Consider the following 13,691-nt stretch of genomic DNA (forward strand, 5'->3'; position numbering starts at 1 on the left):
TGTTTTCTTTTATGATGGTTAAAGAATTTTATTTTATAGTTTATCTTTTTCAAATTAGCCTAGTGTTTACCAATAAGAGGTTATAAATCCTCCTATAGCTCCAGCTGCTCCTCCAATAACAGCACCTGCTGCAGTACCTAATCCTGGCACTACAGATCCAATTGCGGCTCCTACTAATGCACCGGATGCTGCTCCTGCCGCTGTTCCGGCGGCAACACCTACTTCTCTACTGCCGGTAGCTTCAGTTACATGTTCTTCTACTACGTCTCCAACAATTGCTCCCGTAGCACCTGCTGCTACGACGGTTACTGCAGCTCCTGCCACTACTGTACCACTTGCACTTGCGGCAGCTGTTGCCACAGTTCTACCAGCAGTCACTACGGGTTGTACGGCTAATCTTGCGGCATTACCTACTCCGCCAACTGATCTGACTACTGAAGCAGCTTCGGCAGCTTCGGCTGCACCAGGTACCAATCCTCGTACGAGTGTTCCACCAACTGCTCTGGCGGTAGCTGCTGCTCCTGTACTTGCTACTGCGCCCCTGTTTCTTGAAACAAAACTAGCTGTGGATGAGGCAGCTCCTCTAACAGCAGATCCTACCCTTGAGGTTAAAGATGGAGTAGGTGCCGGTGGTCTTGGTGCTGGTGGTCTGGGCGTGGCTGGTGTACTGCTCGCCGATGATGATCTGCTGCTAAAGTCAAAAGACAATTGCCTAGGAGTGGCAGATGCTGTTGCATTAGATGGCGCTGAAGGGGTTGATGATGCAGGTAGTGTTATTGCAGGTGTTTGCTGTGGTGGACTAGCTGCAGAACCAATGCGAACTAATCTTGAATCTCTTAGGGCTGGCGGAAGTGGATTAGGCGGATTGCGTCGCCCTTTAGATGCAATTCCGCTTGGAGTCATATCATTACCCCCCGTTCTTGTATAACGTCCTGCTGCTCTTTCGGTTGCTGCAAGACTTCTAACAGTACCTCCTCCATCACTTCTATTTTCACTAGCAAGTTGGGGTCCAACTGGGGAAACCTCGCCAGATCTTAGCAAAACAAAGGGTTTTCCCATATGTCCTACATCTACTTTAGATGTGTAATCTCCGGTCCAGATTCGGTAAACACCCGTCATCCTATATCTAAGATTCTGTGAAATACCTCGTGAGCTATAAGTAGCAGTTACATTTGTCTGGTAAACAGGTAATTCCCAAAAACCCATTTGTGGTCTGGCTTGTGTACCGCTAGTATCTGAATGCATCACAGGGTTGTTTCCTGCATATGCATAAAGGTTTACGCCATCTGCTATACCAATAGGATCTGTATTTAACCACCTGCCTAACCACGGTAGGTAATACCTGGCACTGTGATATTCCAGTCCGGTTTCTTCATCGCGTTCCATTCCTGTAAAGCGATAACGTTTGGCTACCGATTTGATAGCCGCATTTTTTGCTTGATACGCCGTGGTACCAAAGGGATGGTATTCTTCATAGGAGATTACTTCGGAATTTTCATCTAATTCTAAGGCTGCAGACCCCAAATGATTGTGTAACTGATAACGAATGAGTTTTACCTCGCTACCATCATCAATTCCATTTCGGGTTTCCACCATCACGAATCGTTTTCCTTGATCTATAAGACTCAGAGTTTCTCTCTCTAGACCCGCATTGGTGCCGCTATGTTTTTTGTATAATTCATAACCAGAAATATAAATACGTTCTTCTTTTTTAGTGGGCGTTAATCCGGGATCGGCTTGATTTTCAGTAATTTTTCTGAGTCTTTGACCACTTCCATCATATTGATACCAAGTGGTTTCTGGGGTGCCTCCATCGGTTCTTTTTTGACGGATGCTTTTAATTAATTCTTCTTTAAAATTATATGCTAGTTCTTCCAAATGAGGCATCTCCGTAATAAAACCGTGTTGAAGATGATGCTGATAGTTATAAGTAAATGCTCCCGCCTGTGTATTGATAAGCCTGTTGTTAACCGCCTGATAATTATAAGTTCTTGTCCAGTTATTACCCACAGAAGCGTGTTGCATGCTACTAATGTTTCCAACCGAATCGTAGACGTAGGTCTGCGTATAGTTACGCACGGCCATAGGGTCTCCCGGATTCATTTGATGCATAAAAGCGTCATCTCTCCATTTATCCTTATTGTCAAAACTGGCTACGGAGTCATTTTCTCTTCCCGTTGCTTCCACTAATTGGTAAAGAGCATCATAGGTGTACGTAGCTATACCTGTAACTTTTTGATTATTGAAAAAAACCTGTGGAATATTTCTATCTTCAATGTGTGTGACATTACCAACACCATCAAAGGTATATCTCCAGTCCTGTAAAGGATCATTATTTTGACGTTTGCTTTCAATTCTGGTTAAACGAAAAGTTTGCTTGTCATAATAAAAATGGGTGCTAACATCATTCCCATACAAAATATGTGCTCGTTGTCCTTTTTCATTGTATTCAATGTTTTTGATATATTGAACTGGCTGGATGGCTCCCGGATGCAAAACACTTTCAGAAGTCAACACTCCAGATTCATTGTAAGAAGGAGTAATAATACTACCATCTGGTGCTATTTGCTGTGAAATACGACCCAGTGCATCTGTTTCTGTAGTAAAAGTGAATATATCTGTTTCAAGGTCAATAACAAGATTGGCAGGAATCCAATTGGCTACTTCCTTATATTTTTTAAAGAGTCTTCTGGTAACCGCTATTGGTTTCCCTTTAAAATTATAATCAGGCATGTCTACTAGTCCGCCGGTATCATATGATTGTATAGGTTTGCCAAGAATATTTCGCGCTTGTAATGCTACCTCGTTTGTTCTGCCAGGTAAAAGCAGGCTTTCTCCATAAACTGTTTTTTCAAAAATATGATCTAATGGCAGTGTTCCATCACCTCCCATAATCTTGGCATACAATGGTCTTTGCAAAATATCATAGAAATGTTGAAATTCATGATTTCTTTCATCCCAGTTTCTCAGTGGCATTCCCAAGATATTTTGTAATTTCCAACGCTGCCCGGTATCCATGCTTTCTTGGTACACCATGGTTCCAAGCATATTATACTTATAAGACATTACAGTATTACCTCTTGCATCTGTTAAACTTCTGAGATTACCTTCAGTATCCAGCTCAGATTTGGTTTCTGTAAAAACATCTGCTAATGTATTAACGTCTTTATTATGCTGAACCATTAAAATAGCTCTGCCAAGGGTATCAAAATGAAGTGCTTGGGGCGTATTGGCATGTTTTACAGCCATGTCTGCGGCTAACTTTTCTCTACCAGGATCTTTCCCATCGGCAATGAGTTCTGCATCAATAAGGCGATTGCTTCTATTGGTGTACCATGGTGCTTCTAAAAGCGTATCATTGGCATCGTAAAGAAGTTGTTTCCAAGAGTCAAATTCTACCTTAGAAAAAGTACCGTCTGGCATCTCTGTTTTGGTAAGTCTGTTAGCAGCGTCATAATACAAAACGGAGGTTACCCCATTTTCTACTAGTTCCTTATAGTCTTCAAATTGGTGCGTTACAGAATAATAAGGCTCATATTGTTTTACTTTATTTCCTTTATTATTTTTAACCGAGCGTCCAGACCCCATCCATCTTAATTGTTTGGGTACAAAAAGTGAAGTGTCTACGGAATTAATTACAATAGTGTCATTTGGATTTACGGTTACTTGCTTTGCAATACCTGGAGTTGCCTGCACCTTTTTCATGATGACTTCTCCAAGACCGTTTGAATATTCAAAAACAATTTGAACAGGACTGTTTGGATTGTCAACAAAATGTTGTTCTCTTTTTATACTGGAAATTACCACTGGTTTCCCTGAATTTTGATAGGCTTCCAAATCATAGACAAAGCGTGTAGAGGCTCTTTGCAATAGTGTTTTAGCTCTAGAGGTAAGTTGAACAGAGTCTCCTGAATTAAAGAAGTCCAAAACAGCATTTCTTTCTGCGACTTCTGTAATTTCTGTGAGCCCGGTTAGTTCGTCAGCTTCTGCGCCTTTCCCTAGAATGGCCATGGCTTTCAACATTCCTAGTTCATCACTAATGCCTTCTGAGATGTTTCCATTGATATCAATCATTCGTTCTGCAGAAAGGGTACGGAAATTAAATGAGTCTACGCTGGTTTTATTACCTAAGGCATCTTCGGTCTCATCTACCATCATAAAGTACGTGCCATAGTAGGTAACTCGGGTGATGGCACCAAACGGATCTGTATGCGATACAGGTGTAAAAAAACGATTTTGAGCATCTGTAAACGTCTCAACACCTTCAATAAACTGAATAGTGCCAGAGCGAACCCACCAGTTATTATCTCCTTCACTATGTATAAATTTACCTTCACTGAGTAAAGGGGCAGTTACCAGAGTTCCAAATATATTTGTCAATAATTCAGGGGTATATGCTAATTGATAACTTTCATAAGGTATTGCCAGAGACTCTAATTGATGTAAGGGCAGTGGTGCAGTTAAATTATTTCCATAATATAAAGACCTGGTATGCTCAAGAAGCCTTTTTTGTGCCTTACCTATTACAAGTGGTTTATCTAATTCATGATAATGAGCGCTATCTGAAGATGTATCTGATAAGATCTCTTCAAAATCCTGAGGAGTATAAAACGAAGTGCCTTTTGCTACGCCTTTTAATTCAAAAGTTTTGACTTCTGAAGGCATGGGCAATCTATATGCAGCACTGGTATTAATAGCATTTGTATACCTGTTTTCGGTATAGATGATCTTTGTTTTTGCTTGTTCTAGCTGAGTTTCTACTGGTAAAGCAGCGTCAGCTATAAGACGGGGATATACTACGGAAGCCGATTCAAGAATGTTTCCATATGCATCCAGTTTTATATTCAAAGAATGTGAAATGCGTGCATCATCTGGTTTTCGCTCGTACGTATATGAAATGGCTTCGCTTTCTTTTACTATGAATACTGCATACTTGTTTTTTCCTCTTGGTTGGAGCAGTTCAATGATACAATTACTGGTTTCTACGTTGTATGGGGTGAGTTCTCTTCTTCTTGCTTCTTCTGTACTTCCAAAGTCTATGGCATCTCTGGCAAAGGTTTCTGAGCGGAGCGGCATGCTTTTACATGCTCTGTAGGCTTCTCTTAGCTCATCTGCTGACAGATTAGAGATCGTGTTAATATTCATCTCTGGAGCCGCTATAATACGTGCATCTGGCAATGCCACTTCCGGATGTGAAACCAGAAACCCCTGCCGCGCTATTTCATTGTACCAATAATCATCTTCAAATTGTGCTAAGATCTTTTTATTACGCAAAAATGCTCCTGTGTGAAACCATGTTTTGGTGACTACAGGCTCTTGATGAAGCGTTTGTTCTGTAATGTTAGAAGCACCGCTTTTTACCCAATGTTCAAAGGTTTCAGTATCTTTTTGTTCAACCATTCCAAACCCTCTGAACTCTCTTTCTTCATGATCAAAATACCCATGATGATAGCTGTATTCGCTTACGTATTTACTGCCTCCAATTTTGTCTTCAATAGTAGACTTAGAAACGCAATATACCGGGAAATGAAGTTTAGTTACCCAAGGTTTTCCTGCTGCTTTATCTTGTAAATAGAATTTGGTAGATGGGGTGTACTCTAGTGACACCTCTTTTCCCATATTATTCTTATAAGAAACCATTATATGGGGTTTCTTACTATTCATAAGGTCAATGTATTTTACAGGAGTAATCGAATCTTTTGGTAAAGGGGAAGACCAGACAATACAAGATAATCCGGTGCCCAGAAGATCTGCTATGGTTACCGCAGCCCTGTCATGTATTTCTGAAAAAGGATCTATTTCAAAGGGAAGTATTGAAAAACGGTTACCGCTAAGATTTTTATAACATGTAAACTTGTTTTTTCCCAGATAGATAATATCTGCCGTGCCAGAGCCATCCAAATCACTTATTTTGATATATTTTGGATTAAAGGCATCTGGATGATCAAATGCAGGAGTATTATCTAGTGCTACTTTAGATCCAAAGTGACCATATCCCAGATTTGGCCAATAGCAGATTTCACTATTTCTTATTCTAACAATATCAGTCATGCCGTCTCCAGACATATCTGCCAGAAAAATACTTTCTTTGGTATCTGCAAATACCAAATGAGGCCCTTCTTCTTCATTAAAAGGTTTGGAAGTTTGTTTTGAAGGCGAAAAACCTGCTCTTCCCTTAGATGGGTACCATCTAAATACATGGTTTTCTGAAATAAGAAGATCTGGTTTGCCATCTCCATTTAAATCTAGCATTCTGGTATTAGCATCGTTAAAATCAATATTAGGAAGCTCTTTAAAGTTTTTTAAACTGGCCCATTCTTCATCATCATTTAATTCAAAATATCCTTTCGGAGAAGTTTGATAATTTATTAATTGTTTGGTTCCATCAGCATCTAGATCAGATAATATCAAGGTGTTACCTACTCCTGAGAAAGAGGGTTTAGGTGAAATAAGTTTTAAGGGTTCAAAGTTGCCATCACCTAGATTATGTTTGTAATACAATCCAGAGGCTTGTTCGGTAAGTATTCCAGATAAACCTTCATTGAATAAATCTGTAAATTGGTAGGGCGTCTGAAAGGGACCAACAGGCGCATTCTCAAGTTCTTCTGAATTTAGCTGTTTAATTTCGGTATTCCAATCATGCTGTTGATACGTAAATTCTAAAGAGGGAAGACTTTTAGTGGAATAGGAGCCATCATTCCTCTTGATATAACCCAAAATAGTAACACTACTTAGAAAGGTAAAATCTTCTTCTATTCCTAAATCGTATGAGAAATTTACCGATTTTACCAGACCTTCATATTCATTGGCATTGGTAAAATGGTGAAACAGCAGTACTCTTTTACAAAGTCTGGTGGTGCGAATTTCAAAACCGGGCTTATAATTAGAAAAAGCATCAGGTCTAAAGTCCCAGTCCTTAATTTTCTCAAAAGGACTGTTTTCATCATACTCCCCATAGTCAAATACGGTAGAAAATAAAAAGTTGGTACTAAGAGGAAAGGCATCACCAAAATTTTTGTAGGGGGTCTTATTTCCATAACAAATCTTCTCAAGATAGGTATTTGTATAGGTTAGACTCCCATCTTTTAGCCGGTTTTTATGATGGAGTAATAAGGTGTCAAATCCATCTGAATTTTCCTTTTTGTAAAAATATCGGGAACAATTGCCTTTGTCGTCAAACACAAATTCAGGCAGCCATTCAAATATTTGAGTTGGCTGACCAGGATTCGCAATTCTCGAATTTACACTCCATCCAAATAAAGAAGTTGTATTATCATTTGAAATAATACGCCATTTAAAAATCCCGGTAAGTTTTTCTTGCCAACGTTCCATGCGGGCAAATGCACCTTCAATTCTAGGTTTATAATATCTTATGATGTGCAACCCATCAGATGCATCTTCTTCTTTGATTATAAAATCGCCGTCCAAATTTGTTTGGAAAGATCCATCTAAGTTTTTTTTAAACTCTGGAACAAGATCTTCGCTTTCTGAAAAAATGAAAGTATCAGAATCAATAGTGTCAAGATATTGCGGGAGTTCTTTAGCTGTTTTACGTTTAATAGAGGTAAGGTTTAAATTCCAACCTAGCCCAAAAATGCTGTTTCCACTACCAGAATTGTAAGAAACATCCAGAGAAGGCGTAGCACCTCTGGCATTAGAAAAAGGAAGCGGGATGAAAAAACCTGAAGTTCCGTTAACCGCGTTTACAGAGAATTTTTCATCAATTCCTTTTATGGCGCCACCTCCTTTTGGTAAGTTTATGGAGGGAGCCTCAATGGCAATAGATTCTGATTTTCCTCTATCTGTTTTAAAAAACTCAGAGGATGAGGGTGTGTTTTGGTTTTGTTGGCTCATCTATCCTTAATTATTAGGTAGGTGAATCACGAATGAGTTATAGCACTATGATTTGCTATCATCTTTCCTGATTACCAATTCTATAAGGCTTATTACCTTAAATAATAATTTGTTATGTGTTCTGTAAACATTAGATTCCTGTCTTTTGTTTACTTAAAAGGGGGGATGTTTTTCAATGGAATAACCATTGTAGGAACCTTAATTTTTCTAACCTTTATTCTAGTAAAAGAGTCATATTTTTTATGATTTAACTAAAACATAGGTTGTTAATATCGCCATCGATATTAAGTTTCGTCAAAATAATCTATAGGTTGAAAGTATTACTATAAAGTTAGTGATTATTTAGACGAAAACAAAGGGTTTTTTCCTGTTTAATCTATGGGTGATTTTCCGATAATTTAACAATTATGGAGGTTAATAGTACGATGGCAAAATCTAATACGAGGCATTACTAAGAATAGAATACAGATTTTAAGTCTCGAAGTTCTAAAATCATCAATGAATTCCACTCCATAAGAGGCTTAATAAATGATGGATTAAATTGTACTAGTCAACTAAGAATATCTACTCATCTGCCAAGGCTACACTTACTTTAATTGATTTGCTTATGGGTGTTCTACTTCTATCTGCATACTGATTATAGGGTATCAATACATTGGTTTCTGGAAAATAGGCAGCAAGATTACCTTCAGGGATATTATATGGAACTATTTTGAAATTATGGGCAACTCTTTTTATATCGTCATAATTGCTAATGAGGTTCAGCACATCTAGTTTTTTAAAACCATATTTAGAGATGTCTTTTGGGTTCATAAATAAAACACGGCGTTCATTGTATATACCACGGTATCTGTCATCCATACCATATATGGTAGTGTTAAACTGGTCATGTGAACGAATGGTCATTAACATAAATTCATGATCCTCTAAAGTGTGTTCTGGCAATCTATTGATAGTTATCTGAGCTTTTCCGTTGGGAAGCATACTAAAATCCAGCTCCCTAACATTGTTAGGTAAATAGTACCCAACACCCTTAGAACGCTCACTTGTTTTATCAAAGCCCTTAGCCACTTGATCAATTTTTTTTCTAATGAGGTTGTAATCTTCTCCCATGGCTTTCCAGTTTACAGGGTGATCTTTTCCGAAATGAGTGTGCGCCAATTCCGCTATAATATCTGGTTCACTTTTTATATGTTCTGAGGTTGGTTTTAACAGCCCTTTAGATTGCCTCACTCTTCCCATGCTGTTTTCTATGGTAATAAAACGAAGATTTCCATTTTTCATATCCTTTTCAGAGCGGCCAAAGGTGGGTAAAATTAAGGCGGTTTTTCCGGTAACCAGATGAGTTCTATTGAGTTTGGTACTTACCTGTATCGTAAGCTCACAGTTTTGAAGTCCTTTAGCAGTATACTCAGTATCTGATGCTGCCATGAGGAAATTGCCTCCCAACGCCATAAAGATCTTTGCTTTCCCTTCGTGCATGGCTTCCATGCAACCAACGGTGTCTACTCCTTCTTTTTCTGGTGGGGTAAAACCAAGGTGTTTTTTTATTCTTTCATTTAGGCCTTTGTTTACATAATGCATAATACCCACACTGCGATCACCTTGTACATTGCTGTGACCTCTAACCGGGCAGGTACCGCTATTAGGCTTGCCAATAGCGCCCTTCAATAAAAGCAGGTTTACAAATTCTCTGATGGTTTCAACTCCGTTTTTATGTTGGGTTAGCCCCATTGCCCAACACACAATAATCTTACTTTTTGTTGCGAGCAATTGTACGGTTTGGTTAATCTTGTCTTCTGATACCCCACATTCATTCAATAAATCGTCAGAACTGTATTTGTTGAGGTCTTTTATGAAGTCTTCATACCCATTTGTATAGGTGTTGATGAAATCGTGGTCAAAGACATTTTTATTTTCTTTATCTAATGCTGCGAGTTTTTTAATAATTAGCTTAGCCAATGGGATGTCCTGATTAATCTTTACCTGTAGATGAATATCTGCCATTGCTTCACCGCCGCCTATCCAACCTTTAACTTTCTGCGGATTCTTAAAGTTTACGAGTCCGCTTTCTTCTAAAGGGTTAATGCTTATGACTTTGCCGCCATTCTGCTTACATTTTTCAAGTGCTGAAAGCATTCGTGGATGATTGGTTCCTGGGTTTTGACCCGCAACAATAACAACCTCTGCTTTATAAAGGTCTTCCAAAGTTGTAGATCCTTTACCTATGCCTAAAGTTTCACTTAGCGCCACACCGCTAGATTCGTGGCACATATTTGAGCAATCAGGCATATTATTGGTGCCAAAAGCTCTGGCAAACATGCCATATAAAAAGGCGGCTTCATTACTACTTCTTCCCGAAGTATAGAAAATAGCTTCATCTGGATGGTTTAACTTTTTAAGCTCATCAGAAATAAGCAGATAAGCATCTTGCCAAGAAATAGGCTCATAATGAATCTTATCTGGTTGTAAAACCAATGGTTCTGTAATTCTGCCAAATTTATTTAACTGGTAATCGTTTAGTTGCGAAAGCTCTTCTACAGAGAATTGTTTAAAAAAATCTCGTCCAATATGTTTGTCAGTGGCTTCATCTGCTAATGCTTTTGCACCATTTTCACAGTATTCTGCAATAGGAGAAGGATTTTCAGGGTCTGGCCAGGCGCAACTAGGGCAACTAAAACCGTCCTGTTGATTCATGTCTAGGAGCGCTTTCATAGACTTTAATACGCCCATTTCCTTAAAACCATGTTGTAATGCGGCTTTCACCCCGAGCATTCCAGCAGCATCTTTTAACGGTTCCCCAACTTTTATTTTTGAAAATTTTTCTGAACCGCGGACGGAAACATTTCGCTTAAAATGGCTACTCATAATTATGGAAATTAAGAAATAAGGCACATGAATACCTTAATTTTTTAAAATTATTAATTTTATAATGAAACCTGATATCAAGAGTTTAATTTTTGTACTATTTTAATCAATTTAGCACAAAAACTCAGGTAATGAGTAATTAAAAGGTTTTTGAATTTTACTTTAGTAATTTGCATAGAGAAGCGCATCGCAAATGAAGGGCGCTTGTTTTTTTGTTCCTTAGAATTTTTACGTTTTTTTATAGAAATATGTACTGCTATATCTTGGGTACGTCGATTTTAGAGGTTGCAAAATCAATGCCTTTAGATATTCTAAGAAGGGAGGTGTATAAAATTAACTATGGTATAACCAAGTAGACTTTTAATGACGGGAAATCTTTTAAGATATTTGCAGAAGAGTTTTAAGGGATCAATTTACTTAATTAAACATTATTATATGAATAACTATAAGAAAGCATACGTAGCAGGAGGATGTTTTTGGGGAATGGAAGACCTATTTAGAAAGCAACCGGGGGTAATAGATACCGAAGTAGGTTATATAGGTGGTACAAATGAAAACCCCACGTATAGAAACCATCCAGGACATGCAGAAGGAATAGAGCTTACGTATGATTCAAAAGAAACCGACTTCAAACATTTGTTAGATTACTTTTTTAGAATCCACAATCCTACTACTATTGACAGGCAGGGAAATGACATAGGTTCTAGTTACCGATCGGCTATTTTTTTTCAAAATGAAGAAGAAAAATTTCAGGCCATGGAAATTATCAACATTGTGAATGAGTCTAAAAAATGGGATGCCCCTGTTGCGACTAAACTCGAACCATATACTACATTTTGGCCGGCCGAAACAGCGCATCAGGATTATTTGGTTAAAAATCCTAATGGTTATACATGTCATTTTGAAAGGTTTGAAGAAAGCTTTCTTTAAGAATAGTGAAATGAATTTTTAAGAGGAACAGCCTCCATCCTATCTTAATAATCCTAAGTTGTATTTCTAATGCCATAAATTTACTTTAGAAGAAGTAATTCTCTTTTTTAAAATATTATCACATAAACGTATCATATGCATATTGGTTTAGGAACCGCAGCATTGGGAAGACCCCAATATATTAATATTAAGCAAGAGAAAGGAAGTGCTTTGTCTTTAGATGATTTCAAAGAACGTAGTCTAAAAACTTTAGACTATGCCTATGCCAAAGGAGTTCGTTATTTTGATACCGCGCCAGGCTATGGTATGGCTGAAAGACTAATCACTGAATGGCTTGATCAGCAAAATGATTCCTCCATAGTTATTGCTACAAAATGGGGTTATACTTATGTGGCAAATTTTGACCCTAAAGCAAAAGTTCATGAAATAAAAGAGCATTCTTTTTTTAAATTAAATGAACAATGGAAAATTTCTAAAAAGTTATTACCGTTTTTAAAATATTATCAAATTCATTCTGCAACTATAGAGACAGGAGTATTGGAAGACAAGAAAGTCTTAGAAAGACTGTTTGAGTTAAAAAATGAATACCATCTTAAGGTAGGTTTGACTACTACGGGAAGTAATCAGGCTGAGGTACTTCAAAAAGGGATTGATGTTCATTTTAGAGGCGAGCAGTTATTTGAAGTGTTTCAATGCACGTTCAATCCATTAGACCAAAGTATTTATAACCTTGGTCACCAGATTTTAAAAGCGAATAAAAAATTAGTGATTAAGGAAGCCATGGCTAATGGAAGGCTTTTTCCCAATAAAAAATTTTCTAATCATGCTTCTTTACATAAAGAACTTCAAAGAATTGCCATTAAGTATAGGGTAGGTGCGGATGCTGTTTTATTGAATTATAGTATGTCTAAGTTTAAACAGGCTATTATTTTAAGCGGAGCCAGTACACCTGATCATTTATTACAGAACCTAAAAGCTACGGATTTTCAATTAACCCAGGAAGAAATTAATCATTTGTCTCAATTTAAAATGAGTCCAAGTGATTATTGGTTTGAAAGAAATAAGCTTACCTGGAATTAGGCTTTCTGTTCCTATTCTAGAAGATTTATACAAATTCCCAACTAGAGGCTTGATCTTAAAATAAAATGTCTTTAGTAGTCCTTTAGTTTACCTCATTTAAAATTAGAAGAGACTAAAGCATTTACAACACCTGTCCTCAATTGATAATCCAAAGGAGTGATACAGGAATCTATTTTCCCGATGGTTTGTTCAATTTCTTTGTAAATAGTGCTTAAAGATTGGTAATAATCTAACCATCTAATATTTGAGGCGCTTAGGTCTAGGTAATTACACCAGACTAAGAAATCATCGGATTTGAGATACAATTGTAAAGAACTAAAGGTTAAAAACAAATTAACCAACGGTTTTTCGGGGTCAAAGTCCAGATATTCATCATCAAGCAATAGCTGCCATGTGTTTTGATTAATGGAGAAATTAATAAAAAAAAGAGCATCGTTTATGATTTTATCCGACTTCTGTATTTTGATATTAAATTTTTTGAAATAGGCTTTTAAGGCTTCTATTTCTGGGTAGTGATTCATAGTAAACTCAATATAATATTGCTGCTATTCAAGATAATATTAATTAATTGAAAATGTTGTAGACTGCCTACGATTTTTGATATGGATTTGTATTTTACTAAGTTTTAACCTCTCGGTTTCAAAAATTTTCAATTCAAAGATGTCTTATTATTCTGGTCAGTTAAAAAAATGAGTGAATGATAAGAAATATTTTATGAATGCTATTTATTGTTGAGTTAGTTGGTTTTATCTTCAGACAAGATCAAAATAAACATATTTTATCAGCAAATTTATTGTGCCTTTTTAAATAAGTTTTATCAAATTAGTTGTTATTAATATTTCAGTATAATCAGGTGTTACAGATGAATAGCAGTTTGCTTTTTAAAAAGAACTATCATTTTAAGAGAGTACCTTTAAAGCATATTCTTTAGATTCACTAAGCCTAAAATGAATCCTTTG

At 37.2% G+C, this 13,691-nt stretch carries 5 protein-coding genes; 2 read left to right on the plus strand and 3 right to left on the minus strand.

Annotation, left to right across the window (positions count from 1 at the left end; all coding sequences use genetic code 11):
• Positions 1–66: 66 nt before the first annotated feature.
• Positions 67–7,854, minus strand: a complete 7,788-nt coding sequence (locus WBG07_RS07390; protein WP_340199982.1) for a SpvB/TcaC N-terminal domain-containing protein — start codon at positions 7,852–7,854, stop codon at positions 67–69.
• Between the two features lie 564 nt (positions 7,855–8,418).
• The gene (locus WBG07_RS07395; protein WP_340199984.1) at positions 8,419–10,722 is read right to left on the minus strand and encodes an FdhF/YdeP family oxidoreductase; all 2,304 of its coding nucleotides are present in this window, start codon (positions 10,720–10,722) and stop codon (positions 8,419–8,421) included.
• A 435-nt stretch (positions 10,723–11,157) separates the two neighbouring features.
• Between WBG07_RS07395 and msrA the strand changes: the two genes are divergently transcribed.
• Entirely contained in the window at positions 11,158–11,652 is a 495-nt protein-coding gene (msrA, locus tag WBG07_RS07400; protein ID WP_340199985.1) for a peptide-methionine (S)-S-oxide reductase MsrA, read from the plus strand.
• A gap of 135 nt (positions 11,653–11,787) precedes the next feature.
• Entirely contained in the window at positions 11,788–12,732 is a 945-nt protein-coding gene (locus WBG07_RS07405; protein WP_340199987.1) for an aldo/keto reductase, read from the plus strand.
• 92 nt (positions 12,733–12,824) lie between these two features.
• Here the strand turns inward: WBG07_RS07405 and WBG07_RS07410 are convergent, their stop codons facing one another.
• Positions 12,825–13,253 (minus strand): hypothetical protein, encoded by a 429-nt coding sequence (locus WBG07_RS07410; RefSeq protein ID WP_340199989.1) that lies wholly within the window; start codon positions 13,251–13,253, stop codon positions 12,825–12,827.
• Positions 13,254–13,691: the final 438 nt, after the last annotated feature.

It is taken from the genome of Ascidiimonas meishanensis (assembly GCF_037782385.1).
Taxonomy (GTDB): domain Bacteria; phylum Bacteroidota; class Bacteroidia; order Flavobacteriales; family Flavobacteriaceae; genus Ascidiimonas; species Ascidiimonas meishanensis.

What these genes read in the sequence shown, in the direction of transcription:
- WBG07_RS07390 (WP_340199982.1), bottom strand. Translation starts at nt 7,854, where the DNA reads ATGAGCCAACAAAACCAAAACACACCCTCATCCTCTGAGTTTTTTAAA.
- WBG07_RS07395 (WP_340199984.1), bottom strand. Translation starts at nt 10,722, where the DNA reads ATGAGTAGCCATTTTAAGCGAAATGTTTCCGTCCGCGGTTCAGAAAAA.
- msrA (WP_340199985.1), top strand. Translation starts at nt 11,158, where the DNA reads ATGAATAACTATAAGAAAGCATACGTAGCAGGAGGATGTTTTTGGGGA.
- WBG07_RS07405 (WP_340199987.1), top strand. Translation starts at nt 11,788, where the DNA reads ATGCATATTGGTTTAGGAACCGCAGCATTGGGAAGACCCCAATATATT.
- WBG07_RS07410 (WP_340199989.1), bottom strand. Translation starts at nt 13,253, where the DNA reads ATGAATCACTACCCAGAAATAGAAGCCTTAAAAGCCTATTTCAAAAAA.